This is a genomic window from Streptomyces albidicamelliae (assembly GCF_025642175.1).
Lineage (GTDB): Bacteria > Actinomycetota > Actinomycetes > Streptomycetales > Streptomycetaceae > Streptomyces > Streptomyces albidocamelliae.
The window spans coordinates 6,907,345-6,933,404 of the sequence record NZ_CP106795.1; the positions used below are offsets into that span (position 1 = coordinate 6,907,345).

Consider the following 26,060-nt stretch of genomic DNA (forward strand, 5'->3'; position numbering starts at 1 on the left):
TTCAGCAGGAGATCGGGACCCACGTGTGTACGGGGTAGGTGCGGCCGTAGACGGACCTGACACTCGACAGGATGTCGAGTTCGGCCCCGGTCGGCGGGGCGACCAGCCGGAACGTCACCCACGCGTCCCCGACGGAGTTCGCCGTGCCGGACACCCCCGAGGTGTAGCCTTTCTTGCCGGGAATCCAGTAGTCGGCCCAGACCTGCTGACCCGCGTAGTCGGCCGGGTAGCGGTCGTGCGAGAGGTGCACCGTCACGTCCACCGCGCGCACGGAGTACGGCCACGTGCCGACGCTGGTGCACTGCTGGAAGACGGTGGCGCGGGCTTCTGCGCCCCCATACCCGCTGTCGACCCCGGTGGTGTCGTCCCGTGTGCAGGTGAGCAGGGGGCGGGTCCGCGTGGCGCTGTAGTAGGTGCCGTCGGTCCAGGCGACCTCGTAGCTGATGCTCAGCGTCGCGCCGGCGGGCGGGTTGTCCACCGTGTAGTTGAAGGTGGCATTGCCCTTGAGCGGGTCGAACTGGCCGAAGAGGGTGCCGTACTTGCTGGTGCCGGGGATGGTGTAGACGGCGGTGATCTTGGAATCGGCGGGGCTGTGCCCGACCGCCTCCAGGTTCAGGGTGACCCGGTCCACGGGTACCGCGATGGTCGTCTTGCCGCTGCCGATGGTGTCGATGCCGCAGTGCTGGTCGATGTAGTTCGCCACCGGGCCGTCCAGCCCGGCGAAGGCGGGCGACGCGCCCGCGGCGGTCAGGCCGATGAGCAGGGCCAGACTCGCGATCAGTGCTCTCCAGGTTCCCCAGGTTCTCCAGGTCATCGCGGATGCTCCCTCAGTAGGGCGGCGCGTCTGCCACTTGCGGCGGCAGAGACGCCGGCACGACGCGCCCGGTTCCGGCTCGCGTAAGGACCCTTGGGACGGCGTTTCTGATGGTGCGACAGTTCGTTGATTCATGCGTGACGGATCTGCGTGACGGATCTGATTGAGCGGTTGGTACCGGAAGAGTTGTGGGTGCGGTTCCGGCGGGTGGTGCCACCGACGGAGGTGAAGCGTGCGCAGGGCGGCGGCCGGCGGACGGGCCGACGACCGGGAGGCTCTGGCAGCGATTGTTTTCGTGGCCACCTCGGGCTGCGGCCGCCCCGCCAGCCGCCCGGAATGCGGCCGGCTCGACTGTGCCGCGGAGGCGTCGTCCAGCTCCTGGCCGGGCAACTGCGGGCTGCGCAGGAAGAGATGGTCGTGCGCGTCGCACACCCCCAGTTCCCCGGGTCGGACGTCACCGACGACGGTGCGGACGCGGCTCACCACTGCCGACCGCGCGGGAGCCGGTCCCGGCCGGGGGCGGACAGGTGCAGCACCTGGAAGAGGTCCCCGTCGCGCTCGGGCGCCGCGGGCAGCCCTCGGCCTGCCGCCACTCGTCGACTGCCGCTCGCCGGGCTGCGGCGGCGCAGCGAGGCACGACAGGGCGCAGCGGGGGCTGCAGGGCGCAGCAGAGCTCCCCTCTTTCGGCAGGAGGAGGGGCGGGCGCAACACCGGCTGCCGGCTGCCACCAGGCCGGGACCGGCGTCCGGTGTGCTCCCACTCCTGCTGTGCACGGCGGCGTCACGGCGACGTCAGGAGTCCGCGGGCATCCCGGACGACCCCCTCCGAGGCCGGTCGCGCCCGAGTGCGCGACCGGCCGTCGGCCGCTTCCGCTCGGCACGCGCACGACCGGCCGTGACGAGCCGGAGGAGGCGGCCGCCCGCCCCGCTGGCGATCATCACCCGGCCGGGTGATCATCGGCTCGTCCGGGCACTTGGCTAAGCGCTTGCTCGTTCAGGTCTTGTGTCCGGTGGAACGTGTTCTTAGCATCACCGGTGTTACATCAGTTGTGTCACACACCCTTGGGGGCTGGACGCATGACGACGGCAGGGACGCCGACGATGCCGGGCAGCGGCCCGCTCTCCGGCGTGCGCGTGGTCGAGCTGGCCGGGATCGGGCCGGGCCCGTTCGCCGCCATGCTGCTGGCCGACCTCGGTGCGGACGTGGTCCGGGTGGACCGGCCGGGCGGCCAGGGCCTCGGGATCGACCCGGCGTACGACATCACCAACCGCAACAAGCGCTCGGTCCTCGTCGACCTCAAGGCCCCGGACGGCCCCGCCCGCGTCCTGGACCTGGCCGCCCGAGCGGACGTCCTCATCGAGGGCTACCGCCCGGGCGTCGCCGAGCGGCTCGGCGTCGGCCCCGCCGACTGCCACGCCCGCAACCCCCGCCTGGTCTACGGCCGTATGACCGGCTGGGGCCAGGACGGCCCCCTCGCCCAGCGCGCCGGACACGACGTGGCCTACATCGCCGTCACCGGCACCCTCGGCATGATCGGCCGTCCGGACGAGCCCCCGGCCGTCCCCGCCAACCTGCTCGGCGACTACGCGGGCGGCTCCCTCTACCTGGTCGTCGGCGTCCTCGCCGCCCTGCACCACGCGCGCGCGACCGGCGCCGGACAGGTCGTCGACGCCGCCATCGTCGACGGCACCGCCCACCTCTCCGCGATGATCCACGGCATGCTGGCCGCCGGTGGCTGGCAGGACCGGCGCGCCGCCAACCTCCTCGACGGCGGCTGCCCCTACTACGGCACCTACGAGACCGCCGACGGCGGCCACATGGCGGTCGGCGCCCTGGAAGGCCGGTTCTACGCGGAGTTCCTGCGCCTGCTCGGCCTGGACGACCTGGCCCCGGCCCACCAGGACTGGACCCGCTGGGAGGAGCTGCGCGAACGGGTCGCGGCCCGCTTCAAGTCCCGCACGAGGGACGAGTGGACGGCCGTCTTCGAGGACTCCGACGCCTGCGTGGCCCCCGTCCTGTCCCTGCGCGAGGCACCCCACCATCCGCACCTCGCCGCCCGCGGCACCTTCACCGACCACGGCGGCATCACCCAGCCCGCCCCCGCGCCCCGCTTCTCCGCCACCCCCACCGGCATCCGCAGCGGCCCCGCCCGGCCCGGAGCGGACACCGGGACGGTGGCGCGCGACTGGGGAATGACAGAACGTGTGAACGACGACCCGGTCGCCGACGGCGACTGACCGGCCCACCCGCTCGGCCCACCCTCCCGAAAGGCACACCAGTGAGCACCGAAGCGTACGTGTACGACGCGATCCGCACCCCGCGGGGCCGCGGCAAGGCGAACGGCGCCCTGCACGGCACCAAGCCCATCGACCTGGTCGTCGGCCTCATCCACGAGCTCCGCGACCGCTTCCCCGGCCTCGACCCCGCCGCCATCGACGACATCGTGCTCGGCGTCGTCGGCCCGGTGGGCGACCAGGGGTCCGACATCGCCCGGATCGCCGCGATCGCCGCCGGTCTGCCGGACACGGTCGCGGGCGTCCAGGAGAACCGCTTCTGTGCCTCGGGTCTCGAGGCGGTCAACATGGCCGCGATGAAGGTCCGCTCGGGCTGGGAGGACCTGGTCCTCGCCGGCGGTGTCGAGTCCATGTCCCGCGTCCCGATGGCCTCCGACGGCGGCGCCTGGTTCAACGACCCGATGACGAACCTGTCCGTCAACTTCGTCCCGCAGGGCATCGGCGCCGACCTGATCGCCACCATCGAGGGCTTCTCCCGCCGGGACGTCGACGAGTACGCGGCCCTCTCGCAGGAGCGCGCCGCCACCGCCTGGAAGGAAGGCCGCTTCGAGCGCTCCGTGGTCCCGGTGAAGGACCGCAGCGGCCTGGTCGTCCTGGACCACGACGAGCACATGCGCCCGGGCACCACCGCCGACTCCCTCGCGCGGCTCAAGCCGTCGTTCGCCGACATCGGCGAGCTGGGCGGCTTCGACGCCGTGGCGCTGCAGAAGTACCACTGGGTCGAGAAGATCGACCACGTCCACCACGCGGGCAACTCCTCCGGCATCGTCGACGGCGCCTCGCTCGTCGCGATCGGCTCCAAGGAGGTCGGCGAGCGCCACGGCCTCACCCCGCGCGCGCGGATCGTCTCCGCCGCCGTCTCCGGCTCCGAGCCGACGATCATGCTCACCGGCCCGGCCCCCGCCACCCGCAAGGCGCTCGCCAAGGCCGGCCTCACCATCGACGACATCGACCTGGTCGAGATCAACGAGGCGTTCGCCGCGGTCGTGCTGCGCTTCGTGAAGGACATGGGCCTGTCCCTGGACAAGGTCAACGTCAACGGCGGCGCCATCGCCCTCGGCCACCCGCTGGGCGCCACCGGCGCCATCATCCTCGGCTCGCTCATCGACGAACTCGAGCGCCAGGACAAGCGGTACGGCCTCGCGACCCTCTGCGTCGGCGGCGGCATGGGCATCGCCACCATCATCGAGCGCATCTGACCTCCCTGCGGAATCAAGCGACTTCAACGGAGACGACTGTCATGACCGAGAGCACCACCATCCGCTGGGAGCAGGACGACACCGGTGTCGTCACCCTCGTCCTGGACGACCCGAACCAGTCCGCGAACACCATGAACCAGGCGTTCCGTGCCTCCCTCACCGCGATCGCCGACCGCCTCGAGGCCGAGAAGGACTCGATCCGCGGCGTCATCTTCACCTCGGCGAAGAAGACCTTCTTCGCGGGCGGCGACCTGCGCGACCTGATCCGCGTCACCCCCGACACCGCCCAGGACCTGCTCGACGGCGGCCTCGCCATCAAGCGGGACCTGCGCCGCATCGAGACCCTCGGCAAGCCCGTCGTCGCGGCGATCAACGGCGCCGCGCTGGGCGGCGGGTTCGAGCTGGCCCTCGCCTGCCACCACCGGGTCGCCCTCGACACCTCCGGCACCAAGATCGGCTGTCCCGAGGTCACCCTCGGCCTCCTCCCCGGCGGCGGCGGAGTCGTCCGCACCGTACGGCTGCTGGGCATCGCCGACGCGCTGCTGAAGGTCCTCCTCCAGGGACAGCAGTACAACGCCCGGCGCGCCCAGGAGAACGGCCTCGTGCACGAGGTCGCCGCCACGCCCGAGGAGCTGCTGGCCAAGGCCCGCGCGTTCATCGACGCCAACCCCGAGTCCCAGCAGCCGTGGGACAAGCCCGGTCACCGGATCCCCGGCGGCACGCCGGCCAACCCGAAGTTCGCCGCCAACCTGCCCGCCTTCCCGGCGAGCCTGCGCAAGCAGACGGGCGGCGCGCCCTACCCGGCGCCGCGCAACATCCTCGCCGCCGCCGTCGAGGGCTCCCAGGTCGACTTCGAGACCGCCCAGGTCATCGAGGCCCGCTACTTCGTGGAGCTGGCCGCCGGGCAGACCTCGAAGAACATGATCCAGGCGTTCTTCTTCGACCTCCAGGCCGTCAACTCCGGCGCCAACCGCCCCCAGGGGATCGAGCCCCGCCAGGTCCGCAAGGTCGCCGTCCTCGGCGCCGGCATGATGGGCGCCGGCATCGCCTACTCCTGCGCCCGCGCCGGGATCGACGTCGTCCTCAAGGACGTCTCCCTGGAAGCCGCCCTCAAGGGCAAGGGCTACTCCGAGAAGCTGTGCGCCAAGGCCGTCGCCCGAGGACGCACCAGCCAGGAGAAGGCCGACGCGCTGCTCGCCCGCATCACGCCCACCGGGGACGTGGCCGACGTCGCGGGCTGCGACGCGGTGATCGAGGCCGTCTTCGAGGACACCGCCCTCAAGCACAAGGTGTTCCAGGAGATCGAGTCCGTCCTCGCCCCCGACGCGCTGCTGTGCTCCAACACCTCCACGCTGCCCATCACCACGCTTGCCGAGGGCGTCGAGCGCCAGACCGACTTCATCGGGCTGCACTTCTTCTCGCCGGTCGACAAGATGCCGCTGGTCGAGATCATCAAGGGCGAGCAGACCGGCGACGAGGCCCTCGCCCGGGCCTTCGACCTGGTCCGGCAGATCAACAAGACGCCGATCGTCGTCAACGACTCGCGCGGCTTCTTCACCTCCCGCGTGATCGGCCACTTCATCAACGAGGGCGTCGCCATGGTCGGCGAGGGCGTCGAGCCCGCCTCCGTGGAGCAGGCCGCGGCCCAGGCCGGCTACCCGGCCAAGGTGCTCTCCCTCATGGACGAGCTGACCCTCACCCTCCCGCGCAAGATCCGCAACGAGTCGCGCAGGGCCGTCGAGGAGGCGGGCGGCACCTGGACCGCGCACCCGGCGGAGGCCGTCATCGACCGCATGGTCGACGAGTTCGAGCGCCCCGGCCGCAGCGGCGGCGCCGGCTTCTACGACTACGCCGAGGACGGCAAGCGGGCCGCGCTCTGGCCGGGCCTGCGCGAGCACTTCACCAAGCCCGGGTACGAGATCCCGTTCCGTGACATGCAGGAGCGGATGCTCTTCTCCGAGGCGCTCGACACCGTCCGCCTCCTCGAGGAGGGAGTGCTGACGTCCGTGGCCGACGCCAACATCGGCTCGATCCTCGGCATCGGCTTCCCGGGCTGGACCGGCGGTGTGCTCCAGTACATCAACGGCTACGAGGGAGGCCTGCCCGGCTTCGTGGCCCGCGCGCGCGAACTCGCCGAGCGCTACGGCGACCGCTTCACCCCGCCCGCGCTGCTCGTGGAGAAGGCGGAGAAGGGGGAGCGGTTCGGCGACTCAGGCCGTTCGTGACCCGCTGACCCACTCGCTCAGCTCTTCCCGCAGCGACCGCTGGAACGTGGTCAGCAGCGCCTGCACCACCAACGGGTGCATGTGCGCCGACAGGGACCGCACGTCCCGGGTGTCACGCTCCGCCACCTCGCCCAGGAAGAGCCGCGAGAGTTCGTGAGCCGCGGCGCGCGAGTGCTCCACGAGCACCTTGCGCGCCGCGAGGATCGTCTCCTGCGACAGCGGTACGTCGAGGAGCTGGACGCCGAGCCGCAGCAGCCCGGCGTCCATCCGGAACGTGCCGCCGTCCACCGGCCCGATCACGTTCATCGCCGCGAGACGCTCCACGTCCTCCTCGCCGAGCGGCCGGCCGGCCCGCCGCTCCAGCTCGTGCCGCGACACCGTCTCCACGGCCTCCGGCGCCCAGGACGCGACCACCGCGCGGTGGATCGCCAGATCGTCCGGAGTGAGGTCCGGCGGCAGCTGCCGCAGGTACCGCTCGATCGCCGCCAGGGTCATGCCCTGGTGCTGCAGCTCCTCGATGAGAGCCAGCCGGGCCACGTGCCCGGGGCCGTACCGGCCGACCCGGCGGGGCCCGATCTCCGGCGGCGGGAGGAGCCCCTTGCTGCCGTAGAAGCGGACGGTGCGGACCGTGACGCCCGCACGCGCGGCCAGCTCGTCGATCGTGAGCTCCGGCCCACCCGGCTCCGTCCGGTCCTCGGCATCGGTCGTCATGTACAGCAGTATCGCTGTCCCACCACTGCTGTGAAACCCGCCGGACCCGCCCGATGCGGCTGTGACAAGCGCCGCTGTGTGACATGGGCCATCGTGTACCCGGTGATCCTTCTGGGAAGCTGCTGCCTTGGTCTGTGCCGCGACACATCATGGGTGGCGCGGGCCATGACCTGTACGACCCCCGGGCCCACAAGGTCCGGGCGCACCAGGAAGTGGAACCACCCGTGAGCAAGAAAGCCGTGGAATCGGCGCAGGCCGCCCCCCACAACACGGCGGCCGGAACCCCCGCGGACGCGGGCGACGCCGGCTACAGCAAGGACCTCAAGGCCCGCCACGTCAACATGATCGCCATCGGCGGAGCCATCGGCACCGGCCTCCTCCTCGGCGCCGGCGGCCGGCTGCACAACGCGGGACCCGCGCTCGCACTGGCCTACCTGGTCTGTGGCGTCTTCGCCTTCTTCGTCGTCCGGGCGCTGGGCGAGCTGGTCCTCTACCGCCCGTCCTCCGGATCGTTCGTGTCCTACGCCCGGGAGTTCCTGGGCGAGAAGGGCGCCTACGTCGCCGGCTGGATGTACTTCCTCAACTGGTCGACGACCGGTATCGCCGACATCACCGCGATCGCGCTCTACACGCACTACTGGAGCATGTTCACGTCCATCCCGCAGTGGGTGCTGGCGCTGATCGCCCTCGCGGTGGTCCTCGCGGTGAACCTGATCTCGGTGAAGATCTTCGGCGAGATGGAGTTCTGGTTCGCGATCATCAAGGTCGCGACCATCGTCGGCTTCATGCTGATCAGCATTTTCCTGCTCGCCACCCAGCACAAGGTCGGCGGCCACACGCCCGGCCTCAGCGTCATCACCGACAACGGCGGGGTGTTCCCGCACGGCGTGATGCCGGTCGTCCTGGTGATGCAGGGCGTGATCTTCGCGTACGCCGCGCTGGAACTGGTCGGCGTGGCCGCCGGTGAGACCGCCGAGCCGGAGAAGGTCGTCCCGCGCGCGGTGAACTCGATCATGTGGCGCGTGGGCCTGTTCTACGTCGGCTCGGTCGTGCTGCTCGCGGTGCTCCTGCCCGGCTCGGTGTACACCGCCGACCAGAGCCCGTTCGTGACCGTGCTGTCCAAGATCGGTGTCCCGGCCGCCGGCGACGTGATGAACCTGGTCGTGCTGACCGCGGCCATGTCCTCGCTGAACTCCGGTCTGTACTCGACCGGCCGCATCCTGCGCTCCATGGCCATGGCCGGTTCCGCGCCGAAGTTCACCGCCCGGATGAACCGCAGCCAGGTCCCCTACGGCGGCATCCTGCTGACCTGCGCGGTCTGCGTCCTCGGCGTCGGCCTGAACTACCTGGTGCCGAGCCAGGCCTTCGAGATCGTGCTGAACGTCGCCTCGCTCGGCATCATCAGCACGTGGGTGATCATCATGCTCTGCCACATGCTGTTCGTCCGCCGGGCCCGCGCCGGCCTGGTGGCCCGGCCGCACTTCCAGCTGAAGTTCAGCCCGGTCACGGAGATCGCCACGATCGTCTTCCTGCTGGTCTGCCTCGGCATGATGTGGAACGACCCCGAGGTCGGCCGCAAGACCCTGCTCCTCATCCCGGTGCTCGCCGTCATGCTGGTCGCCGGCTGGTTCGCCGTACGCCGCCGGGTGTCGCAGAACGCCGAGCAGGAGCTGTCCCGGATGTCCACGGGCCCGCAGTAGTACCGGTGCCGCTGTCAGCGGCACCCCCTACGGTGGCGTCATGCCGGAGATCACCTACCTCCGGGGTGACGCCACCACCCCGTTCAGCAAGGGCCCCAAGGTCATCGCCCATGTCTGCAACGACATCGGCGGCTGGGGCAAGGGCTTCGTCCTCGCGCTCTCCCGGCGATGGCCCGGACCCGAGGCGGCGTACCGGGCCTGGCACCGCGGCCGCGCACACAACGACTTCGGCCTGGGCGCGGTCCAGCTGGTCCCCGTGGACCGGCGGCTCTGGGTGGCCAACTGATCGGCCGGCGCGGTGTCCGGACCGGGAGCAAGGGCGTGCCCGTGCGCTACGAGGCGATCGACACCGCCCTCGCCCGCCTCGCCGGCGAAGTGATCGAACGGGGCGCGTCCGTGCACATGCCCCGCATAGGCTGCGGCCTGGCGGGCGGCACCTGGTCCCGCGTGGAACCGCTCGTCACGGAACGACTCGTGCGGCGCGGCGTCCAGGTCACGGTGTACGACCACGGGGAGGGTGGCTGATGGGGGCGCGGACCGAGGTGATCGTGCTGGGCGGCGCGGGTGTGGACACGATCGTCCAGGTCCCCGAGCTGCCGCTGCCGTACGCGGACAGCTACATGATCGACTCCGGGATCCGTACCCGGGCCGGGCAGACCGGTGACTTCGTGGCGCTGGGCCTGACCCGGCTGGGCCTCGTCACCCACCACTGCGACCTGCTCGGCGACGACCCCGAGGGCGACCTCGTCCGCGCCCTGCACGAGGAGCACGGCATCGCCCTCACCGCGCTGCCGCAGCCCGCCGGGACCAAGCGCGCGGTCAACCTCGTCGGCCCCGACGGACGCCGGCTCTCCCTGTACGACACGAGCCGCGGCCACCCCGACGACCGGTTCCCCGAGGCCGTCCTGCGCGAGCTGGCCGCCGCCGCCCGGCATGTGCACGTGACCATCACCCAGCCCTGCGCCCAGGCGCTGCCGGTGCTCCGGGAGACCGGCGTACCGCTCTCCACCGACCTGCACGACTGGGACGGCGAGAACCCGTACCACGAGCCGTTCGCGTACACGGCCGACGTCGTCTTCCTGTCGGCCGCCGCCCTGGCCGACCCCGAGCGGACCGTGCGGCGGATCGCCGAGCGCGGCCGGGCCGAGACCGTCGTCGCCACCGCCGGAGCGGACGGCGCGTACCTGCTGGCGGACGGAAGGCTGACCCGGATCCCCGCGGTGGCCCCGCCCGCACCCGTCGTCGACTCCAACGGCGCGGGCGACGCCTTCGCCGCCGCGTTCCTCTACGGCCGGCTCAGCGGCGAACCGCCCGAGCGGTGCGCCGCGTACGGGGCGGTCGCCGGGGCCTACGCCTGCACCGTCCCGGCCTCCCGCGCGGACGCGATCGGCCGGGACGAACTGCTGGCGCGGGCGGCCGCACCGACCCGGTGAGGACGTCCCCGGTCAGTGGCCGTGGACGCCGTTCGTGGCCTCGATCCCCTTCCAGGACTTCGGCTGGGTGACGGACTTCGGCCGGGCGACGGCGGCCCCGCCGGTCACGGCCGGGGAGCGGACCGCGGACGCGGCCGGCTTGGAGGGCTCGAACAGCCAGGTGTCGAACAGCGCCGACAGGGGCTTGCCGGACACCTGCTCGGCGTACCTCTGGAAGTCGGCCACGGAGGCGTTGCCGTACGCGTGCTCCTTCGGCCAGCCCTTCAGCACGGCGAAGAACGCGTCGTCACCGATCTCGTCGCGCAGCGCCTGGATGGCGGCGGCCCCCCGGTCGTAGACGGCCGCGTCGAACTGCCCGTCCGCGCCCGGGTCACCCGGCTTCACCGTCCAGAACGCGTCGTCGGCCGGGTGGGAGGCGTACACGTAGTCGGCGAGCTCCCGCGTGGTGCCCTCGCCCTCGTGCTCGGACCACAGCCACTGCGCGTACCGGGCGAAGCCCTCGTTGATCCAGATGTCCTTCCAGCGCTTGAGCGACACGTCGTCGCCGTACCACTGGTGGGCCAGCTCGTGCACGACCACCGAGGTGTTGGAGCCGTTCGCGAACTGCTTCGGGCTGTAGTAGACCCGGGTCTGGGTCTCCAGCGCGTACCCGGTGGTGGTGTTCGGCACGTACCCGCCGGCCGAGGAGAACGGATACGGCCCGAAATAGCCGCTCAGCCAGTCGACGAGCTCCCCGGTGCGCTCCACGCTCGCCCGCGCGGCCCCGTCGTTGTCGCCCAGGTCCTTGCTGTAGGCGTTGAGTACGGGCACCCCGCCGTCGGAGGTACCGGTGGTGATGTCGAACCGGCCGAGCGCCAGCGTGGCCAGATAGGTCGCCTGCGGCTTGTTCTGCCGCCAGTTGTAACGCGTCCAGCCCAGCTTGGAGGACGTGGACTGCAGGGTGCCGTTGGAGAGGGCCTGGGTGCCGTCCGGTACGGCCACGGACACGTCGTAGGTCGCCTTGTCGCTCGGGTGGTCGTTGCTCGGGAACCACCACCAGGCCGCCTCGGGCTCGTCGGCCGCGACGGCGCCGTCCGGGGTGCGGTGCCAGGTGGTGAAGCCGTACGCGCTCTTCGTGGACGGCACTCCGGCGTAGCGGACGACCACCGTGATCTCCGTGCCCTTCGCGAGCGGTGTCCTCGGCGTGACGACCAGCTCGTGCTCGCCGGAGGACGAGAAGGCCGCCCGGGCGCCGTTGACCCGCACCTCGCCGACGTCCAGCAGGAAGTCGAGGTCGAAGCTGGACAGGTCCTGCGTGGTCCTCGCCCGGATCGTCGCCGTGCCCTGCAACTCGTCCGTCTTCGGCTGGTACTGCAGCCTCAGGTCGTAGTGGGAGACGTCGTAGCCGCCGTTGCCGTAGTTAGGGTAGTAGGGGTCGCCGATGCCCGGCGCGCCGGGGGAGTGGCTCGCGGCCGATGCCGGGATCGCCAGCAGGAGGGAGGCCGCCGCCAGTGCGCCCGGGGCGATGATTCTTCGGTGCACGTCAGCTCCAAGTCGTCGGGACCACAGGTCCGTTCGGAGAACTCTGTTCGCAGCCTATTCAGACCCTGTGGCCCCTCGGCTGTCCACGGCACCTGCTGTCACACGATCGCCATTCGGCCGTCACGAGCGCACCCGTGTCCCCCAGGTGCCCTCTTCTGCGCGGGAGTTGACCGGAGTAGCGTCCGCGCATGCCGATTCGCACGCGCTTCACGATCTGGAGACCGCTGGTGACAGCGGCCGTCGTCACCCTGACGGCCCTCTTCCTCACCCCGGCCGCCGCCCATGCCGCGCACCCGCGCCAGAGCCGGCCGGTCTACTCCTACGCCCACGCCATCCGGGAGTCCGTGTGGGTCGACACGGGCCTCGACGAGGACGGCGACGGGCGCCACGACCGGGTCGCCGCCGACATCGTGCGGCCCGCCGAACCCGCCCGTCGGCACCGCAAGGTGCCGGTCATCATGGACGCCAGCCCCTACTACTCCTGCTGCGGGCGCGGCAACGAGAGCCAGCTCAAGACGTACGACGCGCACGGGCACGTCGCGCAGATGCCGCTCTTCTACGACAACTACTTCGTGCCCCGCGGCTACGCCTTCGTCGGCGTCGACCTCGCCGGCACCAACCGCTCCGACGGCTGCGTGGACGTCGGCGGCCGGTCCGACATCCGGTCCGCGAAGGCCGTCGTCGACTGGCTCAACGGCCGCGCCGACGCGTACAGCAGCCGCACCGGCGGCACGCGCGTCCGGGCCGGCTGGACCAACGGCAGAACCGGCATGATCGGCAAGAGCTGGGACGGCACCATCGCCAACGGGGTCGCCGCGACCGGCGTCAAGGGCCTGCGGACGATCGTCCCGATCAGCGCCATCTCCTCCTGGTACGACTACTACTTCGCCCAGGGCGCCCCGCTCTACGACGGCGGCCCCGACGAACTCGCCGGCTACGTCGAGAGCGACACCGCGCGGGCCCACTGCGCGGCCGTCCAGAGAAAACTCGCCGACGGCAGCCCGCGCAGCGGCGACTGGACCCCGCTGTGGACCGAGCGCGACTACGTCGAGGACGCCGCGAAGGTGCGCGCCAGCGTGTTCGTCGTGCACGGCATGCAGGACCTCAACGTGCGCACCAAGCACTTCGGCCAGTGGTGGGACGCCCTCGCGAAGCACGGCGTCGAGCGGAAGATCTGGCTCTCCCAGACCGGGCACGTCGACCCCTTCGACTACCGGCGCGGCGCCTGGGTCGACACCCTGCACCGCTGGTTCGACCACGAACTCCTCGGCTACGACAACGGCATCGACCGCGAGCCGACGGCTGACGTCGAACGCCACCCCGACCAGTGGGTCACCTCCCGCGCCTGGCCGGCGCCCGGCACCCGCGCCACCACTCTGCACCCCGCGAAGGGCGCACAGGCCGGCGTGGGCACCCTCGGGCTGCGCCCCGCGCGCGGCACCGAGACCTTCACCGACGACCCCCGGCTGAGCGAGACCGACTGGGCCGCGCACCTCGGCACGTCCACCCCGGAGAAGGCCGGCTTCCTCACCGCACCGCTCACCCACGACCTGCGCCTGTCCGGTTCGTCCAAGGTGACCGTGACCGCGACCCCCACGACCACCTCCGCCCACCTGTCCGCCGTCCTGGTGGACCTCGGCCCCGACACCATCCGCGACTACGCCGACCCGGCCGAGGGCATCACCACGCTGACCGGCCGCACCTGCTGGGGTGCGAGCACGGCCGGCGACAGCGCCTGCTTCAAGGAGACCCGGGCGAAGACCGCCCGCGTCGGCCACACCGTGTTCAGCCGCGGCTGGGCCGACCTCGGCCACCACGCCTCCCTCGGCAAGGGGGGCCCGCTCACCCCCGGCAAGGCGTACACGATCACCCTCGACCTCGCGGCCACCGACCACGTCGTCCCCAAGGGGCACCGGCTGGCCCTGATCGTCGCCGGCACCGACAAGGACCTCATCGACCCGCCGTCCACCCGGCCCACGCTCACCGTGGCGCTGTCCGGCACCAGCGCGAGGCTCCCGCTGGTCGGCGGCGCGCGGCCTTCGCCCGGGCCACCGCGGGCAGCACGGCCGCGGAACCCGGGCCGGACGCCTCGCGGGGCGTGCGCGCACCGCGCCCTTCGGGGCACGTCCCCCAGTAGGGTCCGCGCCCGATCCGGGCGCGGCCCGCGCGTCAGGCGGCCGGGAACGCCACTCCGGCCGCCTCCCGCGCGCATCCCCAGGCCACGGTGATCCCGGCCCCGCCGTGGCCGTAGTTGTGCACCAGCACGCGGCCGTCCGGCAGGGGCTCGCGCTCCAGCCGTACCGCGTCCCGGGCCGGGCGCAGGCCCACCCGGTGCGCGAGCACGCGCGCCCCGGCGATCTCCGGCCGGACCCGCGCGCACCGGGCGACGATCGCGGCGGCGGTGTCCGGGTCAGGTTCCAGCGACCAGTCGTCCTCCTCGGCCGTACCGCCCAGCACCAGCCCGCCCGGTTGCGGGAAGAAGTACGTGGACTCCGCGGAGGAGTGGTCCACCGAGGTGTACCAGGTCGCGACCCCCGGGTTCGCCACCACGACCAGTTGCCCGCGCACCGGGCGCACCCCCGGATCCGGTACCAGGGAACGGGCGCCGAGCCCCGCGCAGTTGACGACCACCGCGGCGGGAACCGCGGCCAGGTCGGTCACCTCCCGCTCCTCCACCGACCCGCCGGCCTTCGCCAGCCGCTCCCGCAGCCACTCCAGGTGCGCCGGCATGTCGAGCAGGGGCAGCCGGGCCGCCAGCCCGTCCGGTACCGCCCGCAGCCCCGGCACCCGGCCCGCCCAGTCGCCCAGTTCGTCCAGCCGGGTCCCGCCGTGTACGCCGTCGACCAGGCGTACGCCCGTCTCCTCCGGGCGGTCCGCCAGCTCCTCGTACACGGCGAGGGTCCGCAGCGCCCACTCGCCGACCAGCCGCTCCGGTTCGATGCGGTACGGCCACCACAGGCCGCCGGCGACCGCCGAGGTCGTACGACCGGCGGGCTCCCGCGCCCACACCCGCACCCGCCGTCCGGACTCGGCCAGCACCACGGCCGTCGTCAGTCCGGCGACCCCGGACCCGACCACGATCACTTCGTCCCTCGGCTCGCTGTCCACGCCTGGACGATAGGCCCTGTCCGGCCGAATCTGTCATGCCGTGCTCACCCGCATCCCGGTGTGGGGATACTCACAGCATGTCTGCCGCATACGCGACCTTCGGCCTGGCACCGGCGATGCGCGCCGGCGACGTCCTCGCCGACGGCGGCTACCGCGTCCACCGTGATTTCGTGGACTTCGTCGTGGACGGCCGTCCGCTGCTGTTCCGGCTGTCCGACCTGGACGCCGTCTCGCCGCTCGCCTCGGACGTCCCGCCCGCCATCTTCACCGCGCAGGTGCGCGCCCTGCTGCTGGAGGCCGAACCCCCGCTGCCCGACGGCCGGTTCGTCATCTACGGCTGCCCCGAGTGCGAGGACCTGGGCTGTGGCGCCGTCACCGCCGTCATCGAGCGCGACGGCGAGGACTACGTCTGGCGGGACTTCGCCTGGCAGACGGAGGGCCGGGCCGATCTGGAACGCAACGGCTACCACGGCATAGGGCCGTTCCGCTTCCGCGGGCCCGAGTACCGTGCGGCACTCGGCGCCCTGACGGACGGCTCCGCCGCCCCCCGCCGCCGGGTGCTGCTGATCGGCGCGCGCGTCGCGGTCCTGGCCAGGCTGGCCGCCGCCCTGCGCACCATCGGCGTCGGCGCCGACATCACCCAGGACGCCCGGCAGGTACCCGCCGAGGAACTGCGCGGCTACGACGCCGTCGCCTTCGGGCGCGCCGTCGACGAGGCCGACCGGGCCGCCGTGCTGCGGGCGTTCGACGAGGCGGGGGTCGAGGTGGCAGCGGTGGCGGGACTCGCCCCGATCGTGCCGCTGCTCGTCGCGCAGATCGAGCACGCCCTGGACCGCAGCCCGCTTCCGCAACGCCGGCTGACGGGGCTGACCGCCGCGGACGGCGCGGCCGAGATCGAGGTGACCTCCCCGTGCCGGGTCCGGGTCACCGCCCACCGCCTCGACCGCTTTCACCGCACCCGCAGCCAGGACGTGTTCGACGGCACCCTGGAGCCCGGCCGGCACCGGGTCGACCTGGACCCCCGGGCGGTCAGGGGGGAGGCGTACGTCGTCGCCCGGACCTCCGGGGGTGTCCTCACGGCGCCGGTGGGCCGGGGCGGGCGCGGCTGAGGGCGCGGCGCCCGGCCCATTAGGATCGGCGTCTGATGACTGCCACCCTCGTCGCCAAGAACCTCGCCGCCGGGCACGGCGACCGCTCCCTCTTCGCCGGGCTCGACCTCGTCGTCGCGCCCGGTGACGTGATCGGGCTGGTCGGCGCCAACGGTGCCGGGAAGTCCACCCTGCTGCGGCTCCTCGCCGGGCTGGTCACGCCCGAGCAGGGCGAGCTCCGGCTCTCCCCGCCGACGGCGACCGTCGGCCACCTCCCGCAGGAGCCGGAGCGCAGGCCCGGGGAGACCGTCCGGGAGTTCCTGGCCCGGCGCACCGGCGTCGCCGAGGCACAGCGCGTGCTGGACGAGACCACCCAGGCACTGGTGGACGGTGCGCCCGGCGCCGACGACGCGTACGCGATCAGCCTGGAGCGCTGGCTGGACCTCGGCGGCGCCGACCTGGAGGAGCGTGCGGAGGAGACCGCCGACTCCCTCGGCCTCGCCGTCGACCTGGACCAGCCGATGACCTCCCTGTCCGGCGGCCAGGCGGCCCGGGCCGGCCTCGCCTCCCTCCTGCTGTCCCGCTACGACGTCTTCCTGCTCGACGAGCCCACCAACGACCTCGACCTCGACGGCCTGGAGCGGCTGGAACGCTTCGTCACGGGCCTGCGCGCCGGTACGGTCGTCGTCAGCCACGACCGCGAGTTCCTCACCCGCACCGTCACCAAGGTCCTCGAACTCGACCTCGCCCAGGGGCAGATCAACCTCTATGGCGGCGGCTACGAGGCCTACCTGGATGAGCGCGAGGTGTCCCGCCGGCACGCCCGCGAGGACTACGAGGAGTACGAGGGGAAGAAGTCCGCCCTCGAGGACCGCGCCCGGATGCAGCGGGGCTGGATGGACAAGGGCGTGAAGAACGCCCGCCGCAAGGCCGGCAGCGACAACGACAAGATCGGCCGCAAGTACCGCAGCGAGGCGAGCGAGAAGCAGGCTTCCAAGGCCCGTCAGACCCAGCGCATGATCGAACGCCTGGACGTGGTGGATGAGCCCCGCAAGGAGTGGGAGCTGCGCATGGAGATCGCGTCCGCCCCTCGTTCCGGCGCGGTGGTCGCGACCCTGCGGGACGCCGAGGTCCGGCGCGGCGGCTTCACCTTCGGACCGGTGTCGCTGCAGATCGACTGGGCGGACCGGATCGCGGTCACCGGAGCCAACGGCGCGGGCAAGTCCACGCTGCTGGGGGCGCTGCTGGGCCGGGTCCCGCTCGACTCCGGGCACGCGGCGCTCGGCTCGGGCGTCCTGGTCGGCGAGGTGGACCAGGCCCGCGGCCTCTTCCACGGCCCCGAGGCGCTGCTCGACGCCTTCTGCGCGGCCGTCCCCGACACCGAACCCGTCGAGGTGCGCACCCTGCTCGCCAAGTTCGGCCTGAAGGCGGACCACGTGCTGCGTCCGGCCGCGACCCTCTCCCCGGGCGAGCGCACCCGCGCCGCCCTCGCGCTGCTCCAGGGCCGGGGGGTCAACCTCCTCGTCCTGGACGAGCCGACCAACCACCTCGACCTGCCGGCCATCGAGCAGCTGGAGTCGGCACTCGACGCCTACGACGGCACGCTGCTCCTGGTCACGCACGACCGCCGGATGCTGGACGCGGTCCAGGTGACCCGCCGCCTCGAAGTGGCCGACGGCAAGGTGACCGAACGCTAGGACGCGGGGAGGACGGGAGCGGGTCGCCGGGTGGCGGTGCGGCGCCGATCATCGACGGCCGTTTGTCGGACGCCTGACGTGGCCCAGGGGACCCGCCGCCGCGAAGTGGCCGACGGCAGGGTGACCGGGCGCCAGGACGCCGGGAGGACATGGCGGGAGCGGGTCGCCGGGCGGTGGTGCGGCGCCGGTCGTCGACGGCCGTTTGTCGGACGCCGGACGCGCTCCAGGTGACCCGCCGCCGCGAAGTGGCCGACGGCTAGGTGACCGGGCGCCAGGGCGCAGGCGGGAGTGGGGTGGCCGGTGGCCGTGCGCCGGGCGGGGCGTCCTGCGCCCGAGCCCTGCGGGAAATCGTCCGGGGCCACCTCGGTGGCGTCGCGGCACCGGTCGGCGGCCACGGCCCGGGTGCCCCGCCGCTGGGAGGACGTAGAGGGGGCCGGAGCCGAGCGGCTCCGGCCCCCTCCGCGTCAGCGCTTCTTCGGATCCAGCAGGCCCGCGCGGCGCAACGCGTCGGCCATCGCGCTGTTGGCCGGCGCCGGCGCCTGCCGCCCGCCCCGGTCGCCACCGCCGCGGCCCTGCCGCTGGCCCTGACCGCCCTGACCGCCCTGCCGCTGTGCCTGACCGCCCTGCCGCTGGCCCTGACCGCCCTGCCGCTGCTGGGGCGGCCGGGCACCGCCGCCGCGCTGCTGGCGGCCGCCGCCCTGGCCCTGCGGGGCGGCCTCGTCGTCCAGGCGCAGGGTCAGCGCGATCCGCTTGCGCGGGATGTCCACGTCGAGGACCTTCACCTTGACGATGTCACCGGGCTTGGCGACGTCCCGCGGGTCCTTGACGAACGTCCTGGACATCGCCGACACGTGCACCAGACCGTCCTGGTGGACGCCGATGTCCACGAACGCGCCGAAGGCCGCCACGTTCGTGACCACGCCCTCCAGGACCATCCCGGCGGAGAGGTCGGAGATCTTCTCGACGCCCTCCTTGAAGGTGGCCGTCCGGAACGCCGGACGCGGGTCGCGACCAGGCTTTTCCAGCTCCTTGAGGATGTCGGTGACGGTCGGCAGACCGAAGGTGTCGTCCACGAAGTCGGCGGGCCGCAGCGAGCGCAGCACCCCGGTGTTGCCGACGAGGGAGGCGACCTCCTGGCCCGTGGTCTTCACCATGCGGCGCACCACCGGGTAGGCCTCCGGGTGGACGCTGGACGAGTCCAGCGGGTCGTCACCGCCGCGGATGCGCAGGAAGCCCGCGCACTGCTCGAACGCCTTCGGACCGAGCCGCGGTACCTTCTTCAGCGCCGAGCGGGACGTGAACGGCCCGTTGGCGTCCCGGTGCGCCACGATGTTCTCGGCGAGCCCGGACGAGATGCCCGACACGCGCGCCAGCAGCGGCACGGACGCGGTGTTGACGTCCACGCCCACGCCGTTCACACAGTCCTCGACGACCGCGTCCAGCGAGCGGGACAGCTTCACCTCGGACAGGTCGTGCTGGTACTGGCCGACCCCGATCGACTTCGGGTCGATCTTCACCAGCTCGGCCAGCGGGTCCTGCAGGCGCCGGGCGATCGACACCGCGCCGCGCAGCGACACGTCCATGTCGGGCAGCTCCTGCGAGGCGTACGCGGACGCCGAGTACACCGACGCGCCCGCCTCGGACACCATCACCTTGGTGAGCTGCAACGCCGGGTGCTTCTCGATGAGTTCGGCCGCGAGCTTGTCGGTCTCGCGGGACGCCGTGCCGTTGCCGATGGCGACCAGGTCGACCTTGTGCTCCTCGGCCAGCCGCGCCAGCTTGGCGATCGCCTCGTCCCACCTGTTCGCCGGGACGTGCGGGTGGATCACGTCCGTGGCGACGACCTTGCCGGTGGCGTCGACCACGGCGACCTTCACACCGGTGCGGAAACCGGGGTCCAGGCCCAGCGTGGCGCGCGTACCGGCCGGAGCCGCGAGCAGCAGGTCGCGCAGGTTCGCCGCGAAGACGTTCACCGCCTCGTCCTCGGCGGCCGTCCGCAGCCGCAGCCTGAGGTCGATGCCCAGGTGGACGAGGATCCGGGTGCGCCACGACCAGCGGACCGTGTCCGTCAGCCACTTGTCCGCGGGGCGGCCCCGGTCGGCGATCCCGAACCGGTGGGCGACGATCCCCTCGTACGAGGACGGCCCCTCGGTCGCCTCCTCCGGCTCCAGGACGAGGTCGAGGACCTCCTCCTTCTCGCCGCGCAGCATCGCCAGGATCCGGTGCGAGGGCAGGTCGGTGAACGGCTCGGCGAAGTCGAAGTAGTCGGCGAACTTGGCGCCCGCCTCCTCCTTGCCCTCGCGGACCTTCGCGGCCAGCCGGCCGCGCACCCACATCCGCTCGCGCAGTTCGCCGATCAGGTCGGCGTCCTCGGAGAACCGTTCGGCGAGGATCGCCCGCGCGCCGTCCAGCGCGGCCTGCGGGTCGGCGACGCCCTTGCCGGCGTCCACGAACGCGGCGGCGGCCGCCGCGGGATCGACCGACGGGTCGGCCAGCAGGCCGTCCGCGAGCGGCTCCAGGCCCGCCTCGCGCGCGATCTGCGCCTTGGTGCGCCGCTTGGGCTTGTACGGGAGGTAGATGTCCTCCAGACGCGCCTTGGTCTCGGCGCCGCGGATCCGCGCCTCCAGCTCCTCGGTGAGCTTGCCCTGTTCGCGCACCGACTCCAGGATCGCGGTGCGCCGCTCCTCCAGCTCCCGCAGGTAGCGCAGCCGCTCCTCGAGCGTGCGCAGCTGCGCGTCGTCGAGCATCTCGGTCGCTTCCTTGCGGTAGCGGGCGATGAAGGGCACGGTGGAACCGCCGTCGAGCAGTTCCACGGCGGCCTTCACCTGCCGCTCCCGTACGCCGAGCTCCTCGGCGATCCTGCCTTCGATGGATCCTGCTTCGATGGATCCGGGTGTCGTCACGATCCCGTACCGCCTTCTCCACTGAGGTTGCGCGGCAATTGTGGCAGGTGACACCGCCGACCGGGGATCAGGGCGGCACGCGGCGGGGCGCGGGACCCGGGGTGCGCCCGGCGCCCGCGGCACCCGCGGCGGGGCGGCGGGCGCCGGAAGCGCGACTCAGGCGCGGCTGCCGCGGGCGGTGGACGAGGCGCCGCCGAAGAGCCGGGCGACCGCCCGGAAAGGCAGCGTGACCACCGTGGCGATGGCCCCGCCGATCTGCCGCAGCACGTCTGCGATGGCACGGAACACGAAACTCTCCCTTCCGTCGACCGCCCGGTTCCGGTGACCGGGCGGCGAAGATCGGGTACCTCCGCCGCGGGCGCCCGAACCTCCTCGTGGCAGAAAAGGTGGGAAGGACGTCATTGCGGCCGTGCGCGCGCCGCCGAAGAATCGTCACATGCCGCAGCGCACCCTTCTCCTCGTCCTCTTCGACGGCGTGCAGAGCCTCGACGTCACCGGCCCGCTCGAGGTGTTCGCCGGTGCCGAGCGGCACACACCGGGGACGTACCGCATCCGCACCGCGTCCCTGGACGGCGGCCCCGTGCGCGCCTCCAGCGGCCTGACCCTCGTCCCGGACGGGGCGCTCACCGAGGTGCCCGACCCGCACACCCTGCTGGTCCCGGGCGGCGAGGGCACCCGCAGCCCCGACCCGCGGCTGACCGAGTGGCTGCGCGCCCGCGGCCCGCGCGCCCGGCGTCTCGTCTCCGTCTGTACGGGCGCCGTCCTGCTCGCCGCCGCCGGCCTGCTCGACGGGCGCCGCGCGACCACCCATTGGGCCCACTGCGACACGCTCGCCCGCGACCACCCGGCCGTGCGCGTGGACCCCGAGCCGATCTACGTCCGTGACGGCCACGTCGCCACCTCGGCGGGCGTGACCTCGGGCATCGACCTCGCGCTCGCCCTGGTCGAGGAGGACCTGGACCGTGACGTCGCCCTGACCGTCGCCCGGCACCTGGTGGTCTTCCTGCGCAGACCCGGCAACCAGGCCCAGTTCAGCGCCCAGCTCGCCGCGCAGACCGCCCGGCGCGCACCGCTGCGGGAGGTCCAGCGGTGGATCAGCGAGCACCCGGCCGGCGATCTGACGGTCGACTCGCTCGCCGCCCGCGCCCGGCTCTCCCCGCGCCACTTCGCCCGCGCCTTCCGGGACGAGACCGGCACCACCCCGGGCCGCTACGTCGACCGGGTCCGTCTGGAGCACGCCCGCCGGCTGCTGGAGGACTCCACCGACGGCATCGAGGAGATCTCCCGCGCCAGCGGCTACGGCACCCCCGAGGCCATGCGGCGCGCGTTCGTCCGCACGCTCGGCACCCCGCCCGCCGAGTACCGCCGGCGCTTCCACCCGGCACCCGCCCACTGAACCCGCCCACCGATCCCTCAGGAGACGCCCGTGCACATCGCCATGCTCGTCCACGACCGCTTCACCGCCCTGGACGTCGTCGGACCCTACGAGATCCTCAGCCGGCTCCCGGACGTGAGGCTCGACTTCGTCGCCGAGCGGCCCGGCCCCGTGCGCACCGACACCGGGTTCCTCGCCCTCACCGCGGACAAGTCCCTCGATCAGGTCCGAAGTCCCGACGTCGTGGTGGTGTGCGGCGGCCCCGGCACCTTCGAGCAGCTGGAGAACGCGGCCGTACTGGACTGGCTGTGCGCCGTCGACGCGACGAGCACCTGGACGACCTCGGTCTGCTCGGGATCGCTCCTGCTCGGCGCCGCGGGGCTGCTCCGGGGCCGGCGTGCCACCTGTCACTGGGCCGCGCTCGACCTGCTGAAGGAGTACGGAGCCGAACCGACGGAGGAGCGGGTCGTCACCGACGGCCGGTACGTCACCGCCGCCGGCGTCTCCTCCGGCATCGACATGGGACTCACCCTGGTCGGCAGGATCGCCGGTGACGATCACGCCCAGGCCGTCCAGCTGCTGACCGAGTACGACCCGCAGCCGCCGTACGACGCGGGCTCCCCGCACAAGGCGCCCGCCCACCTGGTGGAGGAGTTCCGCACCGGCAGCCGCTTCACCCTGGCGTAGGCACGCTCCAGGTGAACTCCGGCCGCCTGCGCTCCAGGAACGCGGCGACGCCCTCCGCGGTGTCGCCGCTGCCGCGTGCCTGCGTCGTCCAGTGACCGTCCCGGTCGTCGCGGCCGTTGGCGAACTCCTTGGCGGCGGCCTGGGTGAGCTGGGAACGCGACACCAGGATCCGGGTCAACTCGGCCACCCGCTCGTCGAGTTCGCCGCCGGGCAGCACCTCGTCGACCAGACCGGTGCGCAGCGCGCGCCCGGCGTCGATCAACTCGGCGGTGAACAGCAGGTACTTGGCGGTGGCCGGCCCCACCAGGGACACCAGCCGCCGCGTGGACGACGACGGGTACACGACGCCGAGGCGCGCCGGTGTCACCCCGAACAGCGCGCCCTCCTCCGCAAGCCGCAGATCGCAGGCGGCCGCGAGCTGCGCGCCGCCGCCCACACAGTGGCCGCGCACCACGGCCAGGACCGGCTTGGGGAAGGCGGCCAGGGCCTCCTCGGCGGCCACCGCGAGCCCCTGCGCCTCCTCCGGCGACCCCTGGAGCGTGCTGATGTCCGCGCCCGCGCAGAACGTGCCGCCCTCACCGGTCAGCACCAGCACCCGGACGTCCGGGTCGTGCGCGAGCCGGTCGAGCAGCGGCGGCAGCGCCCGCCACATCGCCGCCGTCATGGCGTTGCGCTTGGCCGGATGGCGGATGACCACGGTGGCGACGGAGTCGGCGACCTGGTACGACAGCTGGGGCTCCATGCGCCGGATGGTAGCCGCCGGGCGCGCCGGTGCGACGAGGGGCCCGCGGGCACGGCGCACGCCGCCGCCACGGGTGGGAGGACCGAACGCCTACAACCCGAATAGTTCGCGAACCGGCACGCGGAGGCCGGGAAACAGTCGCACCCGTACCCATGTCATGCGCAGTCGATCAGAAACCGCTCGATACCAGCTGACTTGTGTTCAGTCCGACGGACCGGGGCGGATCGTTACCAACACTCGACGTGTGGTGACAATCGAGCGCGAGGGTGGCGACCGGACGATGGACAACCACGGGCGCGGGGACGGCCCGCGCCCAGCGGGGGACGCGGAACGGCCGGCCGACCCACTGCCCTACGAAGGGGTCTGGCGGTTCACCGCGCCCGCCGTTGACGCATCGGTCCCGCAGGCACGGCGCGCGGTACGGGACCTGCTGCTGCGCCAGGGCGTGCCGGTCTCCGACGACCTGGTGCACGGCCTGCTGCTGATCGTCTCCGAACTGGTCACGAACGCGGTCAGGCACGCGGCCCTGCTGTCGCCGATGCTGGCCGTCGAGGTGGCCGTCGGGGCCGAATGGGTGCGGGTGTCCGTGGAGGACAACCACCCCTACCGTCCGACCGCGCTGGAGGCCGACCACGGCCAGACCGGCGGCCGGGGGCTGCTCCTGGTCCGGGAGGTGACCCGGGAGGCGGGCGGGGTGGTCGACGTGGAGCACACGTCGAGCGGGGGCAAGGTGATCTGGGCGGCCCTGCCGCTCAAACCGGCGATGCTGTCCTAGCGGCCGGGCCCGGCCGCGCGGCCGGACCGGAGGGCCTCGGCCCTCCGGCGCCGCCGGACGTCCTCACCAGCCCGCGGACTGGCCCGTCAGCTCCCTGACGGCCGGGCGGGCCGCGTCCAGCACGGTCATGAACCAGGCCGAGAACGGGTCACGGGCGTGCCGCTCCGCGAGCTCGGCCGCCGTGACGAAGGCGGTCGAGGCGACCTCCTCCTCGTCCGGCGCGAGCGGCGACTGCACCAGGCCGACGAACAGGTGGTTGAACTCCTGCTCCACCAGTCCGGAGGCGGGGTCCGGGTGGTTGTAGCGGACCGTGCCCGCCTCCGCCATCAGCGACGGGGAGATCCCCAGCTCCTCGTAGGTGCGCCGGGCCGCCGCCGCGAACGGCGACTCGCCCGGGTAGGGGTGGCCGCAGCAGGTGTTGGACCACACACCGGGGGAGTGGTACTTGCCGAGGGCCCGCTGCTGGAGCAGCAGCCGGCCGTGCTCGTCGAAGAGGAACACCGAGAACGCGCGGTGCAGCTGTCCCGGCGGCTGATGAGCGGCGAGCTTCTCCGCCGTACCGGTCGTCACACCCTTCTCGTCGACCAGTTCCAGCAAAATCGCCTCTGCGGTGCCGTTCGACGAGCTGTGCGTCGCGGTGGCAGGTGTGATCGGCATACCCATCCTTCGCCTCGGTCTTCGCACCCCAAGTCTGCCGTACGAATCCGGCACTCCCGGCACTTCCCGGCACGTCCGCGCGCGGCGCGGCACCGGAAGTGGGATCCGATGGATCATCGTGCCCGGCGTTCGCCACCGGGAACCGTCCGGACATGCGTCGAACAGCAGTCCGGGCGTCAGTGGCAGAGCCGCGCCTCGTGCTCCGCGTGCCCGCCCGGCTCCAGCTGGAAGGTGCAGTGCTCCACGTCGAAGTGGTCGCCCAGGCAGCCCTGGAGTTCGTGCAGCATCTTCTCGTGGCCGATGGCGTTCAGCACCTCGGAGCTGACCACCACGTGGGCCGAGAGCACGGGCATGCCGGAGGTGATCGTCCAGGCGTGCAGATCGTGCACGTCCTCCACGCCGTCCAGCGCCACGATGTGCGCCCGGACGTCCGCCATGTCGACCCCCTTGGGCGCCGCCTCCAGCAGCACGTCGAGCGTCTCGCGCAGCAGTTTCAGCGTCCGCGGCACGATCATCAGCCCGATGACCAGCGAGGCGATCGGGTCGGCCGCCTGCCAGCCCGTGGTCAGGATCACGGTCGCGGAGATCAGCACCGCGACCGAGCCGAGGGCGTCCGCGGCCACCTCGAGGAAGGCGGCGCGCACGTTCAGGCTCTCCTTCTGCCCGCGCATCAGCAGGACCAGGGAGACCGAGTTGCCGGCCAGGCCGAGCAGACCGAAGACGATCATCAGCCCGCCCCGGGTGTCGGCGGGTGTGACGAACCGCTCGATCGCCTCGTAGAGGACGTACCCGCCGACCACCAGCAGCAGCAGACAGTTGGCCAGCGCGGCGAGGATCTCGGCGCGGGCGAGGCCGAAGGTGCGGTTCGTGCTCGCCGGCCGGTTCGCGAAGGCGATCGCGAGCAGGGCCATGCAGAGGCCCACCGCGTCGGTCGCCATGTGCGCCGCGTCCGCGACCAGCGCGAGCGAGTCGGCGACCAGACCGCCGACGATCTCGACCACCATGATCGTGAGGGTGATGCCCAGCGCGATGCGCAGCCGGCCCCGGTACGCGACCGCGGCCGTACCCGTGGGCGGCGCGTGGGAGTGCGCGTGCCCGTGGTCGTGCCCTGCCCCCATGACTACCGCCTTC

The 26,060-nt window shown here is 72.7% G+C and carries 19 protein-coding genes and 5 pseudogenes; 13 read left to right on the forward strand and 11 right to left on the reverse strand.

Annotated elements, in window-relative coordinates; all coding sequences use genetic code 11:
• Position 1: 1 nt before the first annotated feature.
• Positions 2-814: a hypothetical protein gene (locus N8I86_RS31240; protein WP_263280228.1), complete on the reverse strand. Its 813-nt coding sequence runs from the start codon at positions 812-814 to the stop codon at positions 2-4.
• A gap of 150 nt (positions 815-964) precedes the next feature.
• Between N8I86_RS31240 and N8I86_RS31245 the strand changes: the two are divergent.
• A pseudogene (locus N8I86_RS31245) lies at positions 965-1,127 on the forward strand (IS5/IS1182 family transposase); the annotation flags it as partial.
• On the opposite strand, the pseudogene N8I86_RS31250 reads toward N8I86_RS31245, so the two are convergent.
• A pseudogene (locus tag N8I86_RS31250) lies at positions 1,128-1,300 on the reverse strand (phosphotriesterase); the annotation flags it as partial.
• Positions 1,294-1,377 (reverse strand): annotated as a pseudogene (locus N8I86_RS31255) (DUF4865 family protein); the annotation flags it as partial. The pseudogenes N8I86_RS31250 and N8I86_RS31255, both read right to left, overlap by 7 nt.
• A gap of 513 nt (positions 1,378-1,890) precedes the next feature.
• Here N8I86_RS31255 and N8I86_RS31260 point away from each other — a divergent pair.
• From N8I86_RS31260 to N8I86_RS31270, 3 genes are read left to right on the forward strand one after another with little or no spacing between them, the layout of a single operon-like run.
• Positions 1,891-3,051 (forward strand): CaiB/BaiF CoA transferase family protein, encoded by a 1,161-nt coding sequence (locus tag N8I86_RS31260; protein WP_317633626.1) that lies wholly within the window; start codon positions 1,891-1,893, stop codon positions 3,049-3,051.
• Between the two features lie 41 nt (positions 3,052-3,092).
• Positions 3,093-4,307, forward strand: a complete 1,215-nt coding sequence (locus tag N8I86_RS31265) for an acetyl-CoA C-acetyltransferase (protein WP_073891523.1) — start codon at positions 3,093-3,095, stop codon at positions 4,305-4,307.
• A gap of 41 nt (positions 4,308-4,348) precedes the next feature.
• Positions 4,349-6,532 (forward strand): 3-hydroxyacyl-CoA dehydrogenase NAD-binding domain-containing protein, encoded by a 2,184-nt coding sequence (locus tag N8I86_RS31270; RefSeq protein WP_073891521.1) that lies wholly within the window; start codon positions 4,349-4,351, stop codon positions 6,530-6,532.
• Here the strand turns inward: N8I86_RS31270 and N8I86_RS31275 are convergent.
• On the reverse strand, positions 6,518-7,243 hold the full coding sequence (locus N8I86_RS31275; RefSeq protein ID WP_263279263.1) for a MerR family transcriptional regulator: 726 nt from the start codon (positions 7,241-7,243) through the stop codon (positions 6,518-6,520). The genes N8I86_RS31270 and N8I86_RS31275 overlap by 15 nt on opposite strands.
• A gap of 224 nt (positions 7,244-7,467) precedes the next feature.
• Between N8I86_RS31275 and N8I86_RS31280 the strand changes: the two genes are divergently transcribed.
• The 3 genes and pseudogenes from N8I86_RS31280 (at position 7,468) to N8I86_RS31290 (ending at position 10,376) form a co-directional block, all read left to right on the forward strand.
• The gene (locus N8I86_RS31280) at positions 7,468-8,943 is read left to right on the forward strand and encodes an amino acid permease (protein WP_073891517.1); all 1,476 of its coding nucleotides are present in this window, start codon (positions 7,468-7,470) and stop codon (positions 8,941-8,943) included.
• A 40-nt stretch (positions 8,944-8,983) separates the two neighbouring features.
• Positions 8,984-9,468: pseudogene (locus N8I86_RS31285) on the forward strand (macro domain-containing protein).
• Complete coding sequence (locus tag N8I86_RS31290) at positions 9,468-10,376, forward strand: PfkB family carbohydrate kinase (protein ID WP_263279264.1); 909 nt, start codon at positions 9,468-9,470, stop codon at positions 10,374-10,376. Before N8I86_RS31285 ends, N8I86_RS31290 begins: the two are co-directional and overlap by 1 nt.
• Before the next feature lie 12 nt (positions 10,377-10,388).
• Here N8I86_RS31290 and N8I86_RS31295 read toward each other — a convergent pair whose 3' ends face one another.
• A complete protein-coding gene (locus N8I86_RS31295) occupies positions 10,389-11,897 on the reverse strand; it encodes a M1 family metallopeptidase (RefSeq protein ID WP_263279265.1) in 1,509 nt (502 codons plus the stop codon).
• 188 nt (positions 11,898-12,085) lie between these two features.
• Here N8I86_RS31295 and N8I86_RS31300 point away from each other — a divergent pair.
• A pseudogene (locus N8I86_RS31300) lies at positions 12,086-14,034 on the forward strand (Xaa-Pro dipeptidyl-peptidase).
• Positions 14,035-14,066: 32 nt separating this feature from the next.
• On the opposite strand, the gene N8I86_RS31305 reads toward N8I86_RS31300, so the two are convergent.
• Positions 14,067-14,981 carry an FAD-dependent oxidoreductase gene (locus N8I86_RS31305; protein ID WP_263280179.1) on the reverse strand — a complete coding sequence of 305 codons (915 nt, stop codon included), beginning with the start codon at positions 14,979-14,981 and terminating at the stop codon, positions 14,067-14,069.
• A 101-nt stretch (positions 14,982-15,082) separates the two neighbouring features.
• Between N8I86_RS31305 and N8I86_RS31310 the strand changes: the two genes are divergently transcribed.
• Together N8I86_RS31310 and N8I86_RS31315 are read left to right on the forward strand one after the other, a co-directional pair.
• The gene (locus N8I86_RS31310; RefSeq protein ID WP_073891507.1) at positions 15,083-16,114 is read left to right on the forward strand and encodes an oxidoreductase; all 1,032 of its coding nucleotides are present in this window, start codon (positions 15,083-15,085) and stop codon (positions 16,112-16,114) included.
• 35 nt (positions 16,115-16,149) lie between these two features.
• The gene (locus N8I86_RS31315) at positions 16,150-17,790 is read left to right on the forward strand and encodes an ABC-F family ATP-binding cassette domain-containing protein (protein WP_263279266.1); all 1,641 of its coding nucleotides are present in this window, start codon (positions 16,150-16,152) and stop codon (positions 17,788-17,790) included.
• A 464-nt stretch (positions 17,791-18,254) separates the two neighbouring features.
• Here N8I86_RS31315 and N8I86_RS31320 read toward each other — a convergent pair whose 3' ends face one another.
• Together N8I86_RS31320 and N8I86_RS31325 are read right to left on the reverse strand one after the other, a co-directional pair.
• On the reverse strand, positions 18,255-20,693 hold the full coding sequence (locus N8I86_RS31320; protein ID WP_263279267.1) for a Tex family protein: 2,439 nt from the start codon (positions 20,691-20,693) through the stop codon (positions 18,255-18,257).
• Between the two features lie 156 nt (positions 20,694-20,849).
• Complete coding sequence (locus N8I86_RS31325; protein WP_256339419.1) at positions 20,850-20,981, reverse strand: LPFR motif small protein; 132 nt, start codon at positions 20,979-20,981, stop codon at positions 20,850-20,852.
• A 148-nt stretch (positions 20,982-21,129) separates the two neighbouring features.
• Here N8I86_RS31325 and N8I86_RS31330 point away from each other — a divergent pair, with 148 nt between their 5' ends.
• Complete coding sequence (locus N8I86_RS31330) at positions 21,130-22,089, forward strand: GlxA family transcriptional regulator (RefSeq protein WP_073891501.1); 960 nt, start codon at positions 21,130-21,132, stop codon at positions 22,087-22,089.
• Between the two features lie 42 nt (positions 22,090-22,131).
• A complete protein-coding gene (locus tag N8I86_RS31335; protein WP_388931886.1) occupies positions 22,132-22,755 on the forward strand; it encodes a DJ-1/PfpI family protein in 624 nt (207 codons plus the stop codon).
• Here the strand turns inward: N8I86_RS31335 and N8I86_RS31340 are convergent.
• A complete protein-coding gene (locus N8I86_RS31340) occupies positions 22,742-23,497 on the reverse strand; it encodes an enoyl-CoA hydratase/isomerase family protein (RefSeq protein ID WP_123441329.1) in 756 nt (251 codons plus the stop codon). The two genes, N8I86_RS31335 and N8I86_RS31340, sit on opposite strands and share 14 nt — an antisense overlap.
• A gap of 280 nt (positions 23,498-23,777) precedes the next feature.
• On the opposite strand from N8I86_RS31340, the gene N8I86_RS31345 reads away from it, so the two are divergent.
• Positions 23,778-24,272, forward strand: coding sequence for an ATP-binding protein (locus tag N8I86_RS31345; RefSeq protein WP_073891495.1), 495 nt, complete (start codon positions 23,778-23,780; stop codon positions 24,270-24,272).
• Between the two features lie 63 nt (positions 24,273-24,335).
• Here N8I86_RS31345 and idi read toward each other — a convergent pair whose 3' ends face one another.
• Positions 24,336-24,929, reverse strand: a complete 594-nt coding sequence (idi, locus tag N8I86_RS31350) for an isopentenyl-diphosphate Delta-isomerase (RefSeq protein ID WP_073891493.1) — start codon at positions 24,927-24,929, stop codon at positions 24,336-24,338.
• A 176-nt stretch (positions 24,930-25,105) separates the two neighbouring features.
• Positions 25,106-26,047: a cation diffusion facilitator family transporter gene (locus N8I86_RS31355; protein ID WP_263279268.1), complete on the reverse strand. Its 942-nt coding sequence runs from the start codon at positions 26,045-26,047 to the stop codon at positions 25,106-25,108.
• Between the last annotated feature and the right edge of the window lie 13 nt (positions 26,048-26,060).

Excerpts from the sequence above, each read along its gene's own strand:
- N8I86_RS31270 (WP_073891521.1), top strand. The coding sequence starts at position 4,349 with ATGACCGAGAGCACCACCATCCGCTGGGAGCAGGACGACACCGGTGTC.
- N8I86_RS31310 (WP_073891507.1), top strand. The coding sequence starts at position 15,083 with ATGTCTGCCGCATACGCGACCTTCGGCCTGGCACCGGCGATGCGCGCC.
- N8I86_RS31335 (WP_388931886.1), top strand. The coding sequence starts at position 22,132 with ATGCTCGTCCACGACCGCTTCACCGCCCTGGACGTCGTCGGACCCTAC.
- N8I86_RS31355 (WP_263279268.1), bottom strand. The coding sequence starts at position 26,047 with ATGGGGGCAGGGCACGACCACGGGCACGCGCACTCCCACGCGCCGCCC.
- N8I86_RS31275 (WP_263279263.1), bottom strand. The coding sequence starts at position 7,243 with ATGACGACCGATGCCGAGGACCGGACGGAGCCGGGTGGGCCGGAGCTC.
- N8I86_RS31290 (WP_263279264.1), top strand. The coding sequence starts at position 9,468 with ATGGGGGCGCGGACCGAGGTGATCGTGCTGGGCGGCGCGGGTGTGGAC.
- N8I86_RS31345 (WP_073891495.1), top strand. The coding sequence starts at position 23,778 with ATGGACAACCACGGGCGCGGGGACGGCCCGCGCCCAGCGGGGGACGCG.
- N8I86_RS31340 (WP_123441329.1), bottom strand. The coding sequence starts at position 23,497 with ATGGAGCCCCAGCTGTCGTACCAGGTCGCCGACTCCGTCGCCACCGTG.
- N8I86_RS31240 (WP_263280228.1), bottom strand. The coding sequence starts at position 814 with ATGACCTGGAGAACCTGGGGAACCTGGAGAGCACTGATCGCGAGTCTG.
- N8I86_RS31260 (WP_317633626.1), top strand. The coding sequence starts at position 1,891 with ATGACGACGGCAGGGACGCCGACGATGCCGGGCAGCGGCCCGCTCTCC.
- idi (WP_073891493.1), bottom strand. The coding sequence starts at position 24,929 with ATGCCGATCACACCTGCCACCGCGACGCACAGCTCGTCGAACGGCACC.
- N8I86_RS31330 (WP_073891501.1), top strand. The coding sequence starts at position 21,130 with ATGCCGCAGCGCACCCTTCTCCTCGTCCTCTTCGACGGCGTGCAGAGC.
- N8I86_RS31315 (WP_263279266.1), top strand. The coding sequence starts at position 16,150 with ATGACTGCCACCCTCGTCGCCAAGAACCTCGCCGCCGGGCACGGCGAC.